23 protein-coding genes and 1 tRNA gene are annotated in these 18,865 nt (G+C 74.4%); 4 read left to right on the top strand and 20 right to left on the bottom strand.

Annotated features, from left to right (window positions below; genetic code table 11):
• Positions 1-53: 53 nt before the first annotated feature.
• The 13 genes from ABGB16_RS19335 to ABGB16_RS19275 form a co-directional block, all read right to left on the bottom strand.
• Positions 54-635 carry a MerR family transcriptional regulator gene (locus tag ABGB16_RS19335; protein ID WP_347669479.1) on the bottom strand — a complete coding sequence of 194 codons (582 nt, stop codon included), beginning with the start codon at positions 633-635 and terminating at the stop codon, positions 54-56.
• Between the two features lie 207 nt (positions 636-842).
• A complete protein-coding gene (locus ABGB16_RS19330; RefSeq protein WP_073833177.1) occupies positions 843-1,307 on the bottom strand; it encodes a bifunctional nuclease family protein in 465 nt (154 codons plus the stop codon).
• Positions 1,308-1,532: 225 nt separating this feature from the next.
• Positions 1,533-2,237 (bottom strand): MerR family transcriptional regulator, encoded by a 705-nt coding sequence (locus tag ABGB16_RS19325; RefSeq protein WP_347669500.1) that lies wholly within the window; start codon positions 2,235-2,237, stop codon positions 1,533-1,535.
• A gap of 50 nt (positions 2,238-2,287) precedes the next feature.
• Positions 2,288-2,737 (bottom strand): FHA domain-containing protein, encoded by a 450-nt coding sequence (locus ABGB16_RS19320; protein WP_347669478.1) that lies wholly within the window; start codon positions 2,735-2,737, stop codon positions 2,288-2,290.
• 213 nt (positions 2,738-2,950) lie between these two features.
• Positions 2,951-3,331: a glycine cleavage system protein GcvH gene (gcvH, locus tag ABGB16_RS19315; protein ID WP_347669477.1), complete on the bottom strand. Its 381-nt coding sequence runs from the start codon at positions 3,329-3,331 to the stop codon at positions 2,951-2,953.
• 61 nt (positions 3,332-3,392) lie between these two features.
• Positions 3,393-4,316, bottom strand: coding sequence for a DUF881 domain-containing protein (locus ABGB16_RS19310; protein ID WP_347669476.1), 924 nt, complete (start codon positions 4,314-4,316; stop codon positions 3,393-3,395).
• A 10-nt stretch (positions 4,317-4,326) separates the two neighbouring features.
• Positions 4,327-4,659, bottom strand: coding sequence for a small basic family protein (locus ABGB16_RS19305; protein WP_347669475.1), 333 nt, complete (start codon positions 4,657-4,659; stop codon positions 4,327-4,329).
• Positions 4,656-5,621, bottom strand: coding sequence for a DUF881 domain-containing protein (locus ABGB16_RS19300; protein WP_347669474.1), 966 nt, complete (start codon positions 5,619-5,621; stop codon positions 4,656-4,658). The genes ABGB16_RS19305 and ABGB16_RS19300 overlap by 4 nt, the downstream gene beginning before the upstream one ends.
• Entirely contained in the window at positions 5,618-6,247 is a 630-nt protein-coding gene (locus tag ABGB16_RS19295; RefSeq protein WP_347669499.1) for a CDP-alcohol phosphatidyltransferase family protein, read from the bottom strand. The genes ABGB16_RS19300 and ABGB16_RS19295 overlap by 4 nt, the downstream gene beginning before the upstream one ends.
• Before the next feature lie 437 nt (positions 6,248-6,684).
• Entirely contained in the window at positions 6,685-8,163 is a 1,479-nt protein-coding gene (locus ABGB16_RS19290; RefSeq protein WP_347669498.1) for an IS1182 family transposase, read from the bottom strand.
• Between the two features lie 119 nt (positions 8,164-8,282).
• Positions 8,283-8,744 (bottom strand): MarR family transcriptional regulator, encoded by a 462-nt coding sequence (locus ABGB16_RS19285; protein ID WP_347669473.1) that lies wholly within the window; start codon positions 8,742-8,744, stop codon positions 8,283-8,285.
• A gap of 46 nt (positions 8,745-8,790) precedes the next feature.
• A complete protein-coding gene (locus ABGB16_RS19280; protein ID WP_347669472.1) occupies positions 8,791-9,978 on the bottom strand; it encodes a PP2C family protein-serine/threonine phosphatase in 1,188 nt (395 codons plus the stop codon).
• Between the two features lie 173 nt (positions 9,979-10,151).
• Positions 10,152-10,898 carry an SAM-dependent methyltransferase gene (locus ABGB16_RS19275; protein WP_347669497.1) on the bottom strand — a complete coding sequence of 249 codons (747 nt, stop codon included), beginning with the start codon at positions 10,896-10,898 and terminating at the stop codon, positions 10,152-10,154.
• A 120-nt stretch (positions 10,899-11,018) separates the two neighbouring features.
• Between ABGB16_RS19275 and ABGB16_RS19270 the strand changes: the two genes are divergently transcribed.
• The 3 genes from ABGB16_RS19270 to ABGB16_RS19260 all read left to right on the top strand — a co-directional run bounded on the left by ABGB16_RS19270 (position 11,019) and on the right by ABGB16_RS19260 (position 12,659).
• Positions 11,019-11,894, top strand: coding sequence for a universal stress protein (locus ABGB16_RS19270; RefSeq protein WP_347669471.1), 876 nt, complete (start codon positions 11,019-11,021; stop codon positions 11,892-11,894).
• An 85-nt stretch (positions 11,895-11,979) separates the two neighbouring features.
• Complete coding sequence (locus tag ABGB16_RS19265; protein ID WP_347669470.1) at positions 11,980-12,189, top strand: phosphatidylethanolamine-binding protein; 210 nt, start codon at positions 11,980-11,982, stop codon at positions 12,187-12,189.
• Positions 12,186-12,659 carry a hypothetical protein gene (locus ABGB16_RS19260; RefSeq protein ID WP_347669469.1) on the top strand — a complete coding sequence of 158 codons (474 nt, stop codon included), beginning with the start codon at positions 12,186-12,188 and terminating at the stop codon, positions 12,657-12,659. The genes ABGB16_RS19265 and ABGB16_RS19260 overlap by 4 nt, the downstream gene beginning before the upstream one ends.
• A 4-nt stretch (positions 12,660-12,663) precedes the next feature.
• On the opposite strand, the gene ABGB16_RS19255 is transcribed toward ABGB16_RS19260, so the two are convergent.
• Entirely contained in the window at positions 12,664-12,870 is a 207-nt protein-coding gene (locus ABGB16_RS19255; protein ID WP_347669468.1) for a hypothetical protein, read from the bottom strand.
• Between the two features lie 123 nt (positions 12,871-12,993).
• Here ABGB16_RS19255 and ABGB16_RS19250 point away from each other — a divergent pair, with 123 nt between their 5' ends.
• Positions 12,994-13,647 (top strand): hypothetical protein, encoded by a 654-nt coding sequence (locus ABGB16_RS19250; protein WP_347669467.1) that lies wholly within the window; start codon positions 12,994-12,996, stop codon positions 13,645-13,647.
• 9 nt (positions 13,648-13,656) lie between these two features.
• Here the strand turns inward: ABGB16_RS19250 and ABGB16_RS19245 are convergent, their stop codons facing one another.
• From ABGB16_RS19245 to ABGB16_RS19220, 6 genes are all read right to left on the bottom strand, one after another.
• The gene (locus tag ABGB16_RS19245) at positions 13,657-13,842 is read right to left on the bottom strand and encodes a hypothetical protein (protein WP_347669501.1); all 186 of its coding nucleotides are present in this window, start codon (positions 13,840-13,842) and stop codon (positions 13,657-13,659) included.
• 97 nt (positions 13,843-13,939) lie between these two features.
• A complete protein-coding gene (locus ABGB16_RS19240) occupies positions 13,940-15,217 on the bottom strand; it encodes a hemolysin family protein (protein ID WP_347669466.1) in 1,278 nt (425 codons plus the stop codon).
• A gap of 34 nt (positions 15,218-15,251) precedes the next feature.
• Positions 15,252-15,449, bottom strand: coding sequence for a hypothetical protein (locus ABGB16_RS19235; protein WP_347669465.1), 198 nt, complete (start codon positions 15,447-15,449; stop codon positions 15,252-15,254).
• A gap of 87 nt (positions 15,450-15,536) precedes the next feature.
• The gene (selB, locus tag ABGB16_RS19230) at positions 15,537-17,303 is read right to left on the bottom strand and encodes a selenocysteine-specific translation elongation factor (RefSeq protein WP_347669464.1); all 1,767 of its coding nucleotides are present in this window, start codon (positions 17,301-17,303) and stop codon (positions 15,537-15,539) included.
• Position 17,304: 1 nt separating this feature from the next.
• Positions 17,305-18,609 carry an L-seryl-tRNA(Sec) selenium transferase gene (selA, locus tag ABGB16_RS19225; RefSeq protein WP_347669463.1) on the bottom strand — a complete coding sequence of 435 codons (1,305 nt, stop codon included), beginning with the start codon at positions 18,607-18,609 and terminating at the stop codon, positions 17,305-17,307.
• A 104-nt stretch (positions 18,610-18,713) separates the two neighbouring features.
• Positions 18,714-18,809, bottom strand: a tRNA-Sec gene (locus ABGB16_RS19220).
• Between the last annotated feature and the right edge of the window lie 56 nt (positions 18,810-18,865).

Genomic DNA, 18,865 nt, shown 5'->3' with positions numbered 1-18,865 from the left:
ACCGGCGGTGACCAGCGCAGACGCCCGCGCGTCCCCGCCGAGGACCGCCGCCGTCAGCCCGCGCGGCGACGCGCCCGACGCGCCGCCAACTCGTCGCCCACCGGATCCACCGCCGGCTCCTGCGGCACCGCCGCAGGCTCCGCCGGCAGATGCGACAGCGAACCCTCGATCTCCTTGAACGCCCCACCGATCGCGATACCGAACACGCCCTGGCCGCCCTGCAACAGGTCGACCACCTCCTCCGGCGACCGGCACTCGTACACCGTCGTCCCGTCCGAGATCAACGTGATGCCCGCCAGATCGGCCACCCCACGCGAGCGCAACGCCTCGATCGCCTTACGGATGTTCTGCAACGACACCCCGGCGTCCAACAGACGCTTCACGACCTTCAACACCACCAGGTCGCGGAACGAGTACAGCCGAGACGTCCCCGAACCCGACGCGTCCCGCACGCTCGGCACCACCAGCGACGTCCGCGCCCAATAGTCCAACTGCCGGTACGTGATGCCCACCGCGTGGCACGCCGTCACACCCCGGTAGCCCACCGCACCGTCACCCTCAGTCGCCGGCCCCGCCGGCACACCACCCGCCCCCTGCTGCTGCACACCAGGATCGGGATCTCGCGGCTCGTGCATCCGGACAACCTCCCCGCCAGTGCGGTGACACGTCGTTTCCGGGACGTGCACCCCTCGACACGGCAACCCTATAGCGCCCTTGAAGGGTTACCGGGCAGGAAGGGACGCGACACGCCGCGCAGCCACAGCAAAGATCACCAACGCCACCAGGCCGTCACCCACAGTGACCAAGCCGGAACGTGAAAAAACGGAAACGGACCGAGCACCTCAGCCGGCGAAATCCTCCGGACGCACCTGCTCCAGGAACTCCCGGAACTTCTCCACCTCGTCCTCCTGCTCGTCCGGGATCACGATCCCCGCCTCACTGAGGACCTGCTCGGCACAACGAATCGGCGCCCCGACCCGCAACGCCAACGCGATCGAATCGCTCGGCCGCGCCGACACCCGCACCCCGTCACCGATCAACAGATCGGCGTAGAAGACGTTCTCCTTCAACTCGGTGATCTCCACCGCCCGCAACGGCGCCTGCAACGCCGCCAACACGTCCCGCAGAAGATCATGCGTCAACGGCCGGGCCGGCTTGACCCCCTGCTGCTCGTAGGCGATCGCCGTCGCCTCGACCGCGCCGATCCAGATCGGCAGATAGCGGTCCCCCTCGACCTCCCGCAGCAGGACGATCGGCTGATTGCTGGGCAACTCCACCCGAACCCCGACCACGCTCAGCTCGCGCACCGCCGCCTCCGTGTCGTTGTCACCTACGCCCGCACCGTGCCCTTCCTGCACGGTACACGGACCGCGACACACACGTCCCATGCGCTACGTGCACCACGCCCCGCGCCAGAAAGGGGTTACCCCAGCAAGCCTACGACACGCACCCCGACCCAGATCTTTCCCACCGCCCCCGCAGACACCGACGCGGCCCGGGCCCACGCCCGGGCCGCGCAGCACCACACAGGATCAGCGACCCAACGTCGACCGCAACCCCACCCGCACCAACGCCGCGTGCAACTGCTGCGACAACGCCACCAACTCCCGCGCCGTCTCCGCCGCCCGCGCCCGCGCCGCCGGATCACTCTGCCGCGCCAACGGCGCCACCAACTGCGCGAACAGACCGACCTCCCGATCCGCCGCCGTCCGATAACCCCGCAGATGCCGCGGCTGGAACCCGTACGCCGCCAACCCCGCCACCGCCCGCGCGATGATCAACGCATCCCCGTCGTACCAACCCGGCGGATCCGACACCACCAACCCGAGCCGCTCCAACTCGGCCAACGTCGACTCGTCGACCCCGCTGCGCGCGATCAGATCCGACCGGCCCAGCCGCACCTGTGCCGAATCCGCCGGCTCCGCCGACGCGGCCCGCCCCGGCACCTCACCACCCGGACCCACCGCCACCAACGTCGGCCGCGACGACACCGGCCCGTCACCGGACGCGTCCCACCCGGCAAGCTGCTCACGGATCACCCGCAACGGCAGATACTGGTCCCGCTGCGCGGTCAACACGAACCGCAACCGCGCCACATCGTCCCAGCTGTACTTCCGGTACCCCGCCGCCGTCCGCTGCGGCTCCACCAGCCCCTCGGCCTCCAGGAACCGCAACTTCGAGATCGTGACGTCCGGAAACTCCGCCCGCAGATGCGCCAGCACCTCACCGATGCTCATCAGCGCCTGGGACCGGGCCGCCCCGGCCGGCATCGAAGCCGCAGGCTCGTTCACCCCCGGCCGGCCTCCTCCGGACGCGGACCGGCGATGAACACCACCCGGAACTTACCGATCTGCACCTCGTCACCATTACTCAACGTGGCCGCCTCGACCCGCTCCCGGTTCACGTACGTGCCATTCAGGCTTCCCACGTCCCGCACCGTGAACGTGCCACCGTCCCGGTGGAACTCCGCGTGCCGCCGCGACACCGTCACATCGTCCAGGAAGATGTCACTGTCCGGGTGCCGACCACTCGTCGTCACATCATGATCCAACAAGAACCGGGCACCCGCGTTCGGACCCCGACGAACCACCAGCAGCGCCATTCCCGGCGGCAACGAACCGGACATCCGGCTCGGCACCACATCGGTGTCCGGCCCCTCCAGTACTTCTTCGAGCGAACCGAGATTGAGCGTCGAAGTGACGTCGAGCGGGGTGAACTCGTCGTCTGGGCGCGTCATGGATCACCTCACGGATCTGTTTCGCGTCGGCGTCGGGTAATGGCGGGTCTGGCCGCCGGGCACGTACACACCCGGCGGCTGGCTCCCCGTGCCCGCAAAGGCAATTCCGCAACGCTCAACTATTTGGTTCTCGGTCGACTGGGCGAGCCTAGCCAGCGCCGAAATACAGGGCAACCGGACGCGCGGAAACAACCCCGCACGCCCAACGGACACTCAGCTCTCGGTGAGCTCCCGGTACGCACCAGCGGTCAACAACCCGTCCACCGCCGCCGGATCACCCGGCGTGATCTCCACCAACCAACCCGCACCGTACGGATCCGAGTTGATCACCTCGGGGGCGTCCGCCAACGCCTCGTTACGCGCCACCACCGTCCCACTGACCGGGGCGTAGATCTCCGACACGCTCTTCGTCGACTCGATCTCACCCAACGAGTCACCCGCGGCGACCTCCGCGCCCGCCTCCGGCAACTGGACGTACACGATGTCGCCCAGCGCGTCCTGCGCGAAGTGCGTGATGCCGACCCGGACCGAACCCGACCCGTCACCCGCCACCCACTCATGCTCGGCGGTGTACCGCAGATCCTCAGGAATCACCAGACGTCCCTCACCGTCGTCGACCATCGTCGCACCGGAAGAACCGGCGCCACCGCGCCGGTCAGGAGACCGGACGGGCGTGCTCCAACTTCACAGGCGCGTGCAGCGCCGAAACCTCGGCAACATCACGCTCCTCGACGATCACGGTACCGCCGTCGCCGGCAACCGATGCGGCCACCCCGCCCGGAATCTTCAACGCCGTCGCCATCGTCGCCGGATCACCGATCACCGTGATCGTGAACGGACCCGTCAACCGCCGCCCGTCCACCACCAACGAACCGTCCTCCCCGTCCAGGAAGTACGTCGACGCGATGATCCGCACCGGCGCCTGATCCCCCGTCGAGATCTGCATCGCCTCCGCGCCCGCACCCCGCAACTCCTGCACCGCGTCCAGAATCCGGTACGCCGAAATCGGCTTCGTCCCCGCCTCGAAGCGCACCGCCAACCCCGGCCCCCGCGCCGGCAACGTCCCCGCCAGGATCCCCAACTCGTCCGCCCGACGCGTCGCCTCCTCCAACGCCGCCTGACGACCCTGCTCACCCGAACGCAACTGCCGCTGGCTCTCCTCCAACGACTCGATGTCCTGCCGCAGCCGCTTCTCCCGCGAATCCAGATCCGAGAAGATCCGGACCAGGTCCTCCTGCCGCGTCGCCGCCGTCGTCGGATCCGTCGACGTCGTCCGCAACTGCACCACCAGCGTGAAACCCAACAACCCCAGCAACAGCGCGATCATCACCCCCGCCGAGGTGAACCGCCGCCCCGCCGCCGCCAACCCACCGGCCGAACCCGCCGACCCGTCGGCGCCCGGCTCCGCCTCCGGCGACGGCCGCTGCCCGTCACCCGGCTCACCCTCCGGCGCCAACGGACTGATCTCGTCCGCATCGGGCGCCTCCGGCCGCGGATCAGGCTCCCCCGCCGGCCCACCCGCACGCCCCGGAACCGCCCCCGGCCACCCCGTCCCCGTCCCGCCCTGCTCCTCGCTCATCGCCACACACCTACGCCCGGAACAGGTGCCGGCGAATCGCCGCCACATTGCCGAAGATGCGCACCCCGAGCACGACCACCACACCGGTGGACAGCTGCCCACCCACCCCCAACTGGTCGCCCAGATACACGATCAGCGCCGCCACCAGCACGTTCGAGATGAACGACACCACGAACTGCTTGTCGTCGAAGATCCGATCCAGCTTCGCCCGCACCCCGCCGAACACCGCGTCCAACGCGGCGACCACGGCGATCGGCAGGTACGGCTGCAGCGCCGCGGGAACACTGGGATCGAGGTACACCCCGAGGACCACACCGGCGAGCAACGCCAGCACCGCGATCATCGGCCACCTCCGGAGGGGCTGGGAGACGAACCCGAACCGGTCGGCCCGGGACTGGACTTGGGCGCCACCGGCGAACCCGACACGAGCGGACTCGGACTGACCGACGGCTCGGCGTAGCGTAGCCGTGGCTCCGGAGCCGCCGGCAGGGTGAGGTCGTCCACCTCACGCACCTGGAACGACAACCCCACCGACTCCACCAGGTCCCGCATCAGAAACGCCGCCCGGCTGTCCTCGAACCGCTCCCGCAACGACCTCGGCCCGACCGCCGACACCTCGTACGGCCCCGTCACCGGACGGAAATCCACCAGGATCGCCTCGCCCGCCGCCCGGATCGTCGACGTCGCCGTCAACCGCTGACCGTTGATCGCCACCGCCTCCGCGCCCGCCGCCCACAGGTCGTTGGCCACCTTCTGCAGATCCGTGTACAACACCCGCGGCGGACCGGCCGACGACCCCGTCACCGCGTTCTTGTCCTTCGCCGGCGCGTCCGCCAGGCGCACCACCACACCGTCACCGCGCACCCGGCCCAGGCCCGTGCCCGCCTCCAGCGTGCGCAGCCGCGACGCCTGCGAACCGCTCAACGCCGCGTCCCGCTGCCGACCGACCTCCTCCCGAAGCCGGTCCGCCCGCGCCGCCAACTCGTCCGTCTCCGCCTCGCGCTCCTTGATCTGCGCCACCAGACCCGCCCGCGCCGTGCTGCGCCCCGGCTCCTCCGCCACCGTCTGCCGGTACGCCACCGCGAACAGGAAACCCACCACCACGATCACCAACAGGCTCACCGAACGCGTCGAGGCCGCCCGCCACCCCGCCGGCGGCGGCGACTCCCGGCGCCGGGCCGCCGCGTCCTCGTACCCCGGATCCAACGGCTTGCGGAACAACTCCATCAGGAAGTCCGGCGCGTACACCCGGGTCGCCGGACCCCGGCCCTCACCGCTCGTCCCCGCGCGCTGCGGCCCCGTCATGCCGCCACTCCCCCCGACCCGGCGGCCCGCACCAGCCGCGCCGCCTGCACCACGTAGAGCGCCCCGGCCGCCCAGTACAGCACCAGGCCCCACCACGCCAGGCCCCAGCCCACCGCACCGGCCACCGTCGCGGTGACCGCCGTGGTGGCGTGCGCCAGCAGCAGGATCGGGAACGCGGCCAGCAGCAGGAACGTCGCCGTCTTGCCCACGTAGTGCACCGGCGGCGGGCCGTACCCGTGCCGGCGCAGCACCCCCAGCGACCCCAGCAGCAACAACTCCCGGGCCAGCAGCGCCGCCGTGAACTGCCACGGCACCACCTCCTGGGTCGTGAACGCCAGCAGCGTCGCCAGGATGTAGAGCCGGTCGGCGAGCGGGTCCAGCAGCTCGCCGAGACGGCTGACCTGGCGCAGCCGGCGGGCGATCCAACCGTCCACCCAGTCGGTCGTGCCGCCGATCGCGAGCACCACCACGGCGGCCACGTCGGCGTGCGCGACCAGCAGCAGATAGAGGAAGAGCGGCACGCCCAGCAGCCGAACGAAGCTGATCAGGTTGGGCACGGTGAGCACCCGATCCCCGCTCGGCGCGGCGCCCGGGCCGCCGGTGGTCTCCGGGGGCTGCGCCCCCACCGGCCGACGCGACACCGAACCTCCCTCCGCAGCACGATCCGGCGCCGCGGCGGGCGCTGCGGAGGCACGTGCGCGTTGCCGGCCGGCCCTCGCCGGCGCCTTGTGCGATCCCGGGCTGGGACCTCCCCTGGTACGGCCCGAAACCGCGGTGATCACGGGCCGACGCGTTGCGCTGCCACTATATCGGGCTCGCTTTCGCCTCCCCGGAGGCTGCGTCCGCGTTGTTGGGGCGTTCGTGTGACTGTGGGGGCGATCACGTCGTGTAGCTCGTCCTAGGACACTAGGAGCGTGTCTCAGTAACGGGCAAGGGGCCCGCTATCCGTGATCGGTGGATTGGTGGTGGCGGGGTTGTCCGGGCTGTTGGGGGGCTGTCAGGGGGTCCTGCCCGTTGGGTGTCGGGCCGGAAGAGTTGGTGACCTGGTCGGCGGTCGGGCCGGTCAGCTGGCCAGGGCGGTGAGTCCAGCGGTTCCCGCGTGCCGGAAGATCTTGCGGAGATTGTGGCAGGCGGCGAGCAGGCGCCACTCGCCTCGGGCACCGTCCTCGCCGCGTAGGAGGAGCTGGCGGCCGTTCTGACAGGTCATGATCTGGCCGAAGACGGGCTCGACGATGGCCTTGCGGCGGCTGTAGGCAGCCTTGCCGGGCTTGGTCCGTAGCTTGCGGGCCATGCGTTCCTTCAGGGTGGCGTTGGTGGGGATGCGTCCGCGGGGCGCGGGTGGGACCTGTTCGTCGTGGCCGAGTCGTCCGGTGGCCATGAACGTGTCGGTGCCGCAGGACAGGTGGCGGTCCTTCGCGGCTTCGAGGTTGGCCTCGGAGCAGTAGCCGGCGTCGACCAGGGCCTGCCTGGGATGGGTGCTGGTGTTCTGGGCGGACTGGTCGAGCATGGTGGTGTAGTTCAGCGCGTCGGAGGCGTTGGTCGTCACGTCGGCTGCGGTGATGACCTGGTGTTGCTCGTCGACGACGGCTTGGGCGTTGTAGGCCTGGATGTAGGCGCCGTCGCTGTTCTTCATGATCCGCGAGTCGGGGTCGGTGAAGTTGGCCTGGGCCTTCGGCTTCGGGCGGGCCTTGTCGGCGGCGGCCTCGCCGGCGTCGGCGATGGCCCGCTCGTCGTTGGTGCCGGTGCGCTGCTGGCGGCGGCGCTCCTTGTCCTCGGCGTGGCGTCGCGCTTTCTCGGCGGCCTCGGCCTCGATCTGGGCACGGGCAGCCTGCAATCGTGCGAGGCGCTTCTCGCGCCGGTCCAGCTCGGCGGGCAGATCCGCGTCCTTGCCGTGGGCGCCGAACGTGGCGTCCTCGGCGGTGTCGGTGGCCTCGGCGTCGGCCAGCAGAGCCTGGGCGGCGGCCTCCAGGTGGGCGATCTCGGCCTCGACCTGCTGTTCCCTGTCGACCATGCGGCCGTAGCTCATCGCCTTGTGCTTGGAGGCGTTAGCCTCCAGCTTCGTACCGTCCAGGGCGACGCGGCCCATCTTGACCATGCCCAGCCTCATGGCCAGGTGCAGCGACTGGGTGAACAGGCCCGCGAGCGCGTCCAGGTGGCGGCGGCGGAACCGGGCGATCGAGCGGAAGTCAGGTGCCTGGTCGGCGGCCAGGAACCGGAACGCGACGTCGTCGACACACCTGCGCCCGATCGCCCGCGAGGAGCGCACACCGGTGGTGTAGCCGTAGATCAGCAGACGCACCATCAGCCGGGGATCATACGGCGGGTAGCCGCGCTTCTCGGTGTAGTCGGCCAGGACCGGCCCCAGGTCCAGCACCTCGTCGACCAGGTCCGCGACGAACCGGGCCAGGTGGTCCTCGGGCAGCCAGTCGTCAAGCGACGGCGGCAGCAGTAGGACTTGGCGCGGGTCGAACACCCGGAAGGTCTTGTCCACCGCCGCCGCACGATGCGTCCGCTTCGGCTCGACCGGCTCGACCTCGAACAGCCCATCCTCACGACGCATACCCGGATCATTCCGTATGAAAGATCACGAGATGCAAGGCGGGTGCCCTTTACTGAGACACGCTCCTAGCTGTCGAAGGGGGTCGGCCGGCGGGCGGGCGTTCAGGCGGTACGGGCGGACGAGTCCGGCTGTGCCTCCGACGCGGCGGCCCGCGCGAACGCCAGCAGCCCCAGCAGCAGCTCCTGCTGCGTCCGGGGCGGCATCCGGTCCAGCACCGCCCGCACGGCGCGCTGCCGGCGCTCCCGCAGCTCCCGCAGCAGGGCCTCGGCCGTCGGCGTGGGCACCAGCCGGACCTCGCGGCGGTCCCGGGGATCGGTCACCCGGCGCAGCAGGCCGACCGCCTCCAGCCGGTCGCACAGCCGGCTCGCCGACGAGGGCACCACGTCCAGCAGCTCGGCGAGCCCGTTGACGTTGGTCACCGGGCGGCTGCTGATCAGCGACAGCACCCGCAGCTGCGTCGGCGAGACGGTCATCCGGTGCCGCACGCCCGCGGCGTCCAGCACATCGACGAGCGCCACGGCGGCAGCGTCGATCGCCGCGGCGAGATCCGAAGATTGCTCCACCCGACGTCCCCTGCGATTTCCCGCTCGTGTCCCGCTACGGCCCGTCTCACCGCGTCCCGCCGCCCGCTCCCCCGCCCCGGCCGTGCCAGTCGAGGCAGACGACCACCGCGTCGTCACGCAGATCGCGCTCGGCGTGGTAGGACTGCAGTCCGCGCATAACCGTACCAACCGCCTCGGTCGCCGGCTGCAGGCGCGTCGCGCGCATCGACCGCGCCATCGCCGCCTCCCCGAACGGCTCTCGGCCGCCGGGGGCCGCCGCGTACACGCCGTCGCTGACGACGAACAGCCGGTCGCCCGGCTCCAGGCCGAACTCCTGCACCTCGTAGCGGGTCTCGGCGAACATGCCCAGCGGCAGCTGCTGCTCCAGCGGCACCCGCACCACCGAGCCGCCGCGCAGTCGCAGCACGTGCGGGGATCCGGCGTCCACGGCCCGGACCCGGCCGTCGGTGGCGTCCAGCTCCAGCAGCAGCGTCGCCACGTGCCGGTTGCCCCGGTGCTGGTAGAAGATCGTGTCCGAGGCCAGCTCCGCCTGTTCGACCAGGCTGCCGCCGGAGCGGCGGGCGTTGCGCATGGCATTGACCGTCACCGCGGTCAACAGGGCTGCCGACAGTCCGGTGCCCGCGCCGTTGAGCACCGTCACGGTGAGCCGGTCGCCGTCGACGGACCAGTCGAAGTGGTCGCCGCCCACGGTGTACGCCGGCTCCAGCTGACCGGCCAGCAGGAACGCGCCGTGGGTGACGCTGCGCCCCGGCAGCAGGTCCCACTGCATCTCCGCGGCCATGCTCAGCCGTTCCCGGCGCCGGGCCCGCCGGTACCTGTCGGTCCCCCGGTCGGCCGCGCGCAGCGCGAGCGCCAGCTCGCCGGCGATGTCCCCGGCGGCCTCCAGGACGGCCGGCGACGGCCCGGCCGGCAGCTCCACCAGCAGCACACCGAGGCGCTCGCCCCAGACCGTCAGCGGCAGGTACACCCGGCACCGCCCGTCCCCGGCCCCGTCCAGCACCGGCTGTTGGCTGCTGAAGCACCGCTGCGCCAGGCCGTGACAGGCCAGGAAGCCGGCGTCCGGCAGCTCCGGGTCCAGCACCGGCCACAGCCCGCTGATCCGGTAGTCGGCGACGAACACGTCCGTCCGCGACGCGCCCAACCGGGCGCGGATGGCCCGGTCGGCAGCCTCCGCCAACCGGTCGGGCGGCGCCTCCCGCAGCGCGCGGGACACGGTTGCGGACGCGTCCGGCATAATCACCCTCCGACAACTCTTGCTGTAGGGCAAGCATCATACGGAGGGAACCTGACAGGGCACGGGCACGGTCGACGGCTCTGCCCGCGGCAGGGGCGGGAACACGGCTGTCGGGCACGGTCACCTGGAAGTCGTGGCCCGCAGGCGGTCCGACGCGGGCGGGCCCGCGCCGGTCAGGCGGCGGGCTTGGTGGCCAGGGCCCCGTAGAAGGCGTCGGGCAGGTCCGCCGGCGGCTCCTCCGGCCGCCAGTGCTGCACCGGGACGATCCCGTCGTCCGTCGGCGTCCACCGGCCCAGCAGCGGGGCGAACGCCGCGGGCGGACGCATCCGGAACGCCGGCCCCATCATCGCCAGGGCCTGCGGGTGCGTCGCCAGTTCCTCGCTGTCGAAGTCCACCGCCAGGAAGCTGCCCGGCGCCACCGCCGCGTACAGCTCGTCGAGGGTGCCGGCCAGGGTCGCGTCGTCGAGGAACGCCGCCAGCCCGAGGAAGACCACCCCGACCGGGCGCCGCCCCCAGCCGGGCACGAACCGGTGCAGCAGCGCCGGGTCGATCGTGCCGACGTCGGTGGCGTCGCCGAAGCCGTAGCCGGCCCGGTCGCTGCCGGCCAGGATGCGCTGGCCCAGGCGGATCGTCACCGGGTCGACGTCGGTGTAGAGCACGGTCGCCTCCGGGGCGACCTCGTGCACGTTGCCCCGGGTCGGCACACCCGCGCCGAAGACGAGGAACCCGTCCACCCCGGCCGCCGCGATCGCACGCACCGCCCGACCGAGGAACCCGCGCATCTGGCGGAACAGCGGGGCGCACGGGCCGTACGCGCCCTCGAAGGCGCGGGCCGCGGCCACGTCGACGGGAAAGTGGTGCTCCCCGCCCAGCCAGAAGTCGATCATACGTGCGGTGCTCGGCTGGTCGGCCTCTTCCATCGACACTGCCCCTCTTCGGCGGTTCGCGCCAGCGTACCGATCCCGGCGGCCTTCGCGGTATCGCCCCGGCGGCCCCGGCCCGGCCGGGATACTGGCCGCGAGCCCACGGGAGGTACGGCGGTGGACGACGGCGCGGCGGTGGTGGTCGGCGTGGACGGCTCGGAGCCGGCCCGACGGGCGATCCGGCTCGCCGCCGCGGAGGCGACCCGGCGACGCCTGCCGTTGCGCGTGGTGCACGGCTTCATCTGGCCGCTGCTACGCGTGCCGGTCGGCCCACCACGCGACGCGCCGTCCGGCGGCGGGCTGCGCCCCCAGGCCGAACGGCTCGTCGCGCAGGCGGTGGCCGAGGCCGAGGCGGCCGCCCCCGGGGTGCGGGTCACCGGCGAGGTCGTCGACGGGGAGGCGGCGGCCGTGCTCGTCGGCGAGTCACCCACCGCCGCGATGATCGTCCTCGGCGACCGGGGGCTGGGCGGGTTCGCCGCCCTGGTGGTCGGCTCCGTCGCCGGCCAGGTCACCGCGTACGCCGAATGCCCCGTGCTGGTCGCCCGCGGCGCCGAACGCACCGACGGACCGGTCGTGGTGGGGGTCGACGGCTCCGCGCTGTCGCGGGCCGCGGTGCGGTTCGCCGCCGACGAGGCGGCGGTGCGCGGCGCCCCGCTGCGGGCCGTGCACGCCTACCGGCACCCGGCCTCCGCCGGGCCCGGCGACATGCAGCCCCTGGTGCACGACCCGGACCTGCTGCGCGGCGAGGAGGATCGGGTGCTGGCCGGGGCGCTGACCGGGCTCGCCGAGCGGTACCCGCGCGTCCCCGTCGAACGGGTGGTGGCCCACGCCCGACCCGTCGCGGCGCTCACCGAGGCGTCCCGCGCCGCGCAGCTGCTGGTCGTCGGCGCGCGGGGCCACGGCGAGTTCACCGGCCTGCTCCTCGGCTCGGTCAGCCACGCCGTGCTGCACCACGCCGACTGCCCCGTCGCCGTGGTCCGCGCCGGCGGGTGACCGGCGGCCCCGTCGCGGCGACGGTTGGCCCCGACGCAGCCGGGTAGACGGCTGAACACGGCCACAGCGACTTCGGGAGGCGACGATGCCAGGACCACGGCCGGGCAGCAGCGCGTACGACAAGGAGCGGGCGCGGTTGCGCGATCTGATCGAGAACTCCGGACGGGCGGCGGACCAGGAGGCCGACCAGGTCGCCAACCGGATCCTGCAGGAGGACCGGGGACAGCGCGGCGTCGTACGCGGGGAACGGACGTACGGGCCGAAGGGCGAACGCGAACCGGGCGACCCGAAGTGAGCCGCCCCGGCGCCCTCGACGGTGCCGTCGCCGGCGCGGTCGGCACCGTCGCGCTCAACCTCGTCACCTACCTCGACATGGTGCTGCGCGCCCGCCCGGCGAGCAGCACCCCCGAGGAGAGCGCCCGCCGCCTCGCCCGGCTCGCGCACGTGAACCTCGGCCCGGAGGACCGGGCGGCCAACCGCCGCTCGGGCCTCGGCGCCCTCATCGGGTACGCCACGGGCATCGCCGGCGCCACCGCGTACGCCGCGCTCGCCGGCCGCCGCCGGGTCCCGCTGCCCCTCGCGGCGGCGGCCCTCGGCGCGGGCGTGATGGCCATGTCGGACGGGTCGTTGGCCGCCCTGCGGGTCAGCGACCCGCGCCGGTGGAGCAGGTCCGACTGGCTGTCGGACGTCGTGCCGCACCTGGCGTACGGAACGGCGGCCGCGGCCACCCTGGGGAGGCTGCGACCGCCGGACTCCCGGCCCTGACCTGTCAGCGCCCGGAGTCGCTCTCGTCGTCGGCGACCTGCGCGCCGGCCGGGCCGTACGGCGAGACCTGGCCGCGCGGCACGGTGCGGCCGCGGTCGCCCTGGGAGGTGCCGCTGTTGCGGGGATGGCCGGACGTGCCGGGGCCCTTGGCGTCCTGCACCGCGTCGTTGCGCGCGTTGCGGCGCAGCTCGGGTTGCTGCGGGTTCGTCACGGGAATCTCCCTTCCGGGTGGGAGGCGCGCTGAGCCGCGCCCACGACGGGTTACCCGCCGCCGTGGCCGCCATGCCGCCGGGCGTGCACGGGTGGGTGGCCCGCCAGCGGGTACCCACGGGTCGTGGCAGCAGACGATCGGAGGACCGCCCAGGTCCTGCTGGAGCGGCAGGGCCGCACGTACGCCGAGGAGGCGGGCATCCGGCTCGCCGACCGGCCCGCCCCGCTGTACCAGCTGCTGGTGCTGGCCACCCTGCTGAGCACCCGCATCCGGGCGAGCGTCGCGGTGGCCGCCACCCGGGAGCTGATCGCCGCCGGCTACCGGACGCCGCAGGCGATGGAGGCGGCGAGCTGGCAGGACCGGGTCGACGCGCTGGGCCGAGGGCACTACCGCCGCTACGACGAGCGGACCGCCACGATGCTCGGCACGGGCGCCCGGCTGTGCCTGGACCGCTGGCGCGGCGACCTGCGCCGGCTGCACCGCGAGGCCGACGGGGACCGGCAGGCGCTGCGCCGGCTGCTCACCGAGTTCCCCGGGATCGGCCCCACCGGCGCGGACATCTTCCTGCGCGAGGCGCAGACGGTCTGGCCGGACGTGCGCCCGTACGCCGACCGGCGGACCCTGTCCGGGGCGAGGCGGCTGGGTCTGCCTGCCAACCCGCAGGGGCTGGCCGGGCTGGTCGGCGAGGACGAGTTCGGCCGGCTCGCCTCGGCGCTGGTCCGGGTCGCCCTCGGGCAGGAGTCCGCCGCGGAGGTCACCCGCACCGCCGCCGGCTGACCCGGCCGCTCACTTGGTGGCGCCGTCCTTCGGCCGGGTCAGGTGCCAGGCCAGCGCGGCGGCCAGCACGGCGAGCACGACCACGCCGCTGGACACCCCACCGCCCTCCTCGGGGCTACGGCCCTTGCTGCCGAAGTAGATGACCGCGAGGCCGGCGAGCACCGCGACGACCGTACGCATTCCTCGGTCCTTCACCCTGGGGACGGTACGGCCGTGCGGGGCGCGCGGCGGCCGGAGCGGGTCGCGTTCCCCCGTCCGGGTGCCCGGCCGGGGAACACCGGGTCGGGGCGGCTCAACCGCGCAGCGCCTCGCCGCGCAGCCGGACCCGGCGGATCGCCCGGCCGGACATCTCCACCACCTCGGCGGTCAGCCCGGGCAGCCGAACCGACTCCCCCGGGGCGGCCGGCACGCGTCCCAGCCCGGCGAGGACCAGCCCGGCCACCGTGGTGTAGTCCCGCGACGGCGGGACGGCCAGCCGCACCCCGACGTCGGGCAGGTCGTGCAGCGGGAAGTCCCCGGCCAGCAGCAGCGACCCGTCCGGTTCCCGGACCACCTCGCCGACGTCCCGGTCGGTCTCGTCGTACAGCTCGCCGACGACCTCCTCGAGCAGGTCCTCCATGGTGACCAGGCCGTCGACGCCGCCGCGCTCGTCGACGACCAGCGCGAGCTGCTGGCGGTGCTGGCGCAGCTGGCGCATCGCGTCGGCCACCGGCAGGCCGGACGGCAGCAGCAGCGGTGGGCGGGCCCGCCCGCCCACCGTGTCGTCGCCGGCGTCGACCAGGTCGCGGATGTGCACCACCCCGACCACGTCCTCGCGCCCGTCGGGGCCCACGACCGGCGCCCTGGACCGCCCCGCCCCGGCCAGCCGGCGCATCCCCTCCCCGGCGGCGAGCGCGGCGGGCAGCACGGTCATGTCCCCGCGGGGGACGAGGATCTGCCGCAGGGTACGGCCGGCGATGTCGAACGCCCCGCTGACGATCTCCCGCTGCTGGGCCGACAGCCCGCGCTGGCTGACCAGCATCTCCCGCAGCTCCTCCTCGGTGACCTCCGCCCGCTGCGCCCGCGGGTCGCCCCCGCAGAGCCGCACCACCACGTCGGTGGCGCGGCTGAGCAGCCACACGGCCGGGCGGGACAGGCGGGACACCAGGTCCAGCGGGCCGGCGCCGAGCAGCGCCCAGCGTTCGGCCCACTGCATCGCCAGCCGCTTCGGGGCGAGCTCCCCCAGCACCAGCGTGGCGAAGGTGAGCAGCACGGTCACCGCGAGCAACGCCACCGGGTGGGCCAGTTCGCCGAGGACTGCCAGCGACCCGGCCAGCGGCTCGGCCAGGGACACCGCGGCGGCCGCCGAGGCGAGGAACCCGGCGAGGGTGATGCCGAGCTGGATGGTGGCCAGGTAGCGGTTCGGGTCGCGGGTCAGGTCCGCCAGCCTGGCCCCGGAACGGCCGTGCCGGGCCAGCTGGCGCACCTGGCCCTCCCGCAGCGACACCAGCGCCATCTCGCTGCCCGACAGCGCCGCGTTCAGCAGCACCAGCACGGCGATCAGCGCCAGCTCGCCGAGACGACCGTCCACCGTCACCCCCTCCCGTCTGCCCTTCCGGCCCCGCTCAGACGCTCTCCAGGTCACCGAGGGACAGGGAGTGGGTCATCAGCCAGCGGGCCAGGGCGGCCATCCCGAACAGCCACAGCGGCGCCGACTCGGTGGTGCCGTTGGTGGCGAAGATGGCGAAGCGCAGGTCCGGCGCCCGGTACGCCTCGATCCGCCAGCGGTGGTTCTTGTCCCGCCACGTCGCCGCAGGGTCCATGCCGTCACGGTAGGCGACCGTCCCGCCGCCGGAACCGGGTTGCCGGGATCGCGCCCACGTACGGCCCCGGGGCGCGGTCGCGCGGGTTCACGGCGCGGGCGGGGCGACCACCGTACGGGCGTCGTCGGGCAGCCGGCGGGTCACGCCGCGCCGGTCCAGCAGCTCCAGCAGCGGCACCGCCACCCGCCGGGTGGTGTCCAGGGCCTGCCGGGCGGCGCTGAGCGTGAACGGCTGCGGCAGCCGGGCCAGGACGCGGGCCGCGTCGTCGACCGCCCCGGGCAGCAGCACCACGTTCTCGGCCAGCCGCAGCAGCGCGCCCGCCCGCACGGCCGCCCCGATCTCCCGTGGCCCCAGCCCCAGGTCGGCCAGCCGGCGCGCCTCGGGGGCCTGGAACGGGCGGTCGCCGTACTCGGCGCGGACCCGGGCCACGGCGCGGGCCACCGGCTCGGGCAGCGCACCCTGCCCCGCCGCGGTGACCCGGCCGGCGGCCAGGCGCAGCGGCGGGCGGACGAGGGCCTCGACCAGCGCCCGGTCGGGCAGGCCGAGGCGGTGGCGCAGCACGTCCACCGGGACGCCCGGCTCCAGGGGGTGCTCGGCGGCGTACCGGGCGGCCTCGGTGGCCAGCCGGGCGGCGAGGCCGCGCCAGTGGTCCGGGTCGGCCAGCCAGTCCCCGGCGACCGCGGCCGCGGTGACGGGCACCCCCATCCGGGTCAGCTCGCCACGGCGGGCCAGGCCGCGGCGGCGCAGCTCCCCGGCCAGGTCGGGCTGCCCGTCCAGATCGGCGAGCACCCGGGCGCGGGCGGCGGCCGCGCCACGGCGGGCCAGCGGCGGCGGGGCCACGTCGAGGACGGTGACGCCGCCGGCCACGTGGTGCCGGCCGGGATCGCGCAGCAGCGCCCGGTCGCCGACGAGCAGCGGCAGCGGTCGGGCCAGCCGCAGCCGGGCGGTGTCCGGGCCCAGGGGACGCACCCGGGCGGCCACGGCGGCCGAGCCGACGTGCAGGGTGAGGGCGGCCGGCAGGTCCGCCGCCGGGTCCCCGACGATCCGCACGTCCAGCAGGTCGGTGCGGCCGAACCGACCGGGGGTGAGCAGGGCGTCGCCGCGGCCCAGCCGGTCCCGCGGGACGTTGCGCAGGTTGACCGCCACCCGGGCCACGGCCTCGACCCGGCCGCGGGCAGCGCCGAGGCGGTGCAGGCCCCGTACCCGCACCGGCTCGCCGGTGTCGGCCAGCTCCAGTTCGTCGCCGACGGCCAGCCGGCCGCCGCCGAGGGTGCCCGTGACGACGGTGCCGCTGCCCCGGATGGTGAACGCGCGGTCCACCCACAGCCGCACCGGCGCGTCGAGCGCCGGGGCGGGCAGCCGGGCGACGAGCCGGTCCAGGGCGGCCCGCAGCTCGGGCAGTCCCGCGCCGGTGACCGCGCTGACCGCCACCGCCTCCACGTCGCCGAGGGACGTCGCGGCGATCCGATCCCGGGCCTGGGCCAGCGCCGGCCCCGGGTCGGCCAGGTCCGCGCGGGTCACCGCCAGCAGCCCGTACGACACCCCGAGCGCGTGCAGCGCGGCCAGGTGCTCGGCCGACTGCGGCATCCACCCCTCGTCCGCGGCGACGACCAGCAGCGCGGCCGGGGCGGGACCGACACCGGCGAGCATGTTCGGCACGAACCGCTCGTGGCCGGGCACGTCGACGAACGCGACGGTGCCGCCGGAGGGCAACGCCGTCCAGGCGAAGCCGAGGTCGATGGTCATGCCCCGGCGGCGTTCCTCGGCCCACCGGTCGGGTTCCATCCCGGTCAGCGCCCGGACCAGGGTCGACTTGCCGTGGTCGACGTGCCCGGCGGTGGCCACCACCCACACGTCAGCCGTCCCCGGGCACGCGCAGGATCGCCGCGCGCAGCGCGTCGTCGGCGTCCGGCGGCACGCAGCGCAGGTCCAGCAGCAGCCGGCCGTGGGCGAGGCGGCCGAGCACCGGCGGAGCGCCGGTGCGCAGCGGCGCCGCGTACCGCTCGGGCAGCGCGAGGGCCCACGAGTCCAACTCGACGCCGGGCGCCCCACCGCCGCCGACCACCGCCACGGCGGGCACCACCTCGGCCTTGCACCCGTCGGCGGCCAGCCGGTCACGCAGCCGCTCCGTACGCTCGCGCAGCCGGCCGGGGTCGGCGTGCAGGGCGGCCCGGGTGGGGGTGTCGGGGCGGTGCAGGGTGGCCGCGAGGGCGGCGAGGGTGAGCTTGTCGACCCGCAGCGCCCGGGCGAGCGGGTGCCGGCGCAGCCGCTCCACCAGGTCGGCGTCGCCGAGCAGCAGCCCGGCCTGCGGCCCGCCGAGGAGCTTGTCGCCGCTGGCGGTGACCAGGTGGGCGCCGGCGCGCAGCGTGCTGGCCGCGTCCGGCTCGGCGGGCAGCAGCGGGTCGGGGGCGAGCAGCCCGGAGCCGATGTCGGCGACCACCGGCGCGCCCAGGGTCGCCAGCCGGTCCACCCCGACGGCGGAGGTGAAGCCGGTGACCAGGAAGTTCGACGGGTGCACCTTGAGCACGAAGCCGGTGTCGGGGCCGACCGCGGCGGCGTAGTCGTCCAGGGTGGTGCGGTTGGTGGTGCCGACCTCGCGCAGCCGGGCGCCGGTGCTGGCCAGCAGGTCGGGCAGGCGGAACCCGTCGCCGATCTCCACCAGCTCGCCCCGGCTGACAACGATCTCCCGCCCGGCGGCGAGGGCGGTGGCGGCGAGCACCAGGGCGGCGGCGCCGTTGTTGACCACGTGCACCGCCGGCGCGTCGGGCACGGCGGCGGCGAGCGCGTCGAGGGCGTCACGGCCGCGGCGGGCCCGACGGCCGGTGGCCAGGTCCAGCTCCACGTCGGTGTGCCCGGCCGCGGCCACGAGGGCGTCGACGGCGGCGGCGGACAGCGGGGCCCGGCCGAGGTTGGTGTGCAGCACGACGCCGGTGGCGTTGAGCACGGCCCGGGGGGCGGGGGCGGGCAGCGCCGCGAGGGCGGCGTCGCGTACCCCCTCGGGGGTGATCTCGCCGCGGCGGGCCCGGTCCTGGGCGGCGGCGACGGCGGCCTTGACCCGGTCGCGGCCGAGCGCGCCGACGGCGGCCGCGAGCCCGGGGTCGGCGAGCAGCGCGTCGGTACGCGGCACGCGCCGCCGCGGGTCGGCCGTGCCGTCACGCATCGGGTCATCTCCCCTGGTCGCCGCGGAGCGGCGGAATCCCCCTGGTCGCCTCGAAGAGGCCGAGTCCCCTGGTCACCGCGGCGAGGCGGCGTCCCGTGGCTGCCTGGCGGAGACGGACGGGAATCGAACCCGCCTGGCCCGGATCCCGGGCCACACCGGTTTTGAAGACCGGGAGGGGCACCAGCCGCCTGAACGCCTCCACCGAGCACTTAACCACATGGGGTCTCCGCCCATCCGGCTGAGGGGCGAAGCGTGG

This window comes from Micromonospora sp. B11E3, from assembly GCF_039871625.1.
Classification (GTDB): domain Bacteria; phylum Actinomycetota; class Actinomycetes; order Mycobacteriales; family Micromonosporaceae; genus Micromonospora.
Note: the sequence above shows the minus strand (reverse complement) of the source record. Positions and strands in the feature narration are given on the sequence as shown.

Excerpts from the sequence above, each read along its gene's own strand:
- ABGB16_RS19235 (WP_347669465.1), bottom strand. The coding sequence starts at position 15,449 with ATGGACCCTGCGGCGACGTGGCGGGACAAGAACCACCGCTGGCGGATC.
- ABGB16_RS19320 (WP_347669478.1), bottom strand. The coding sequence starts at position 2,737 with ATGACGCGCCCAGACGACGAGTTCACCCCGCTCGACGTCACTTCGACG.
- ABGB16_RS19275 (WP_347669497.1), bottom strand. The coding sequence starts at position 10,898 with ATGGAAGAGGCCGACCAGCCGAGCACCGCACGTATGATCGACTTCTGG.
- ABGB16_RS19325 (WP_347669500.1), bottom strand. The coding sequence starts at position 2,237 with ATGAGCATCGGTGAGGTGCTGGCGCATCTGCGGGCGGAGTTTCCGGAC.
- ABGB16_RS19300 (WP_347669474.1), bottom strand. The coding sequence starts at position 5,621 with ATGACGGGGCCGCAGCGCGCGGGGACGAGCGGTGAGGGCCGGGGTCCG.
- ABGB16_RS19335 (WP_347669479.1), bottom strand. The coding sequence starts at position 635 with ATGCACGAGCCGCGAGATCCCGATCCTGGTGTGCAGCAGCAGGGGGCG.
- selA (WP_347669463.1), bottom strand. The coding sequence starts at position 18,609 with ATGCGTGACGGCACGGCCGACCCGCGGCGGCGCGTGCCGCGTACCGAC.
- ABGB16_RS19265 (WP_347669470.1), top strand. The coding sequence starts at position 11,980 with ATGCCAGGACCACGGCCGGGCAGCAGCGCGTACGACAAGGAGCGGGCG.
- ABGB16_RS19310 (WP_347669476.1), bottom strand. The coding sequence starts at position 4,316 with ATGAGCGAGGAGCAGGGCGGGACGGGGACGGGGTGGCCGGGGGCGGTT.
- ABGB16_RS19280 (WP_347669472.1), bottom strand. The coding sequence starts at position 9,978 with ATGCCGGACGCGTCCGCAACCGTGTCCCGCGCGCTGCGGGAGGCGCCG.
- ABGB16_RS19305 (WP_347669475.1), bottom strand. The coding sequence starts at position 4,659 with ATGATCGCGGTGCTGGCGTTGCTCGCCGGTGTGGTCCTCGGGGTGTAC.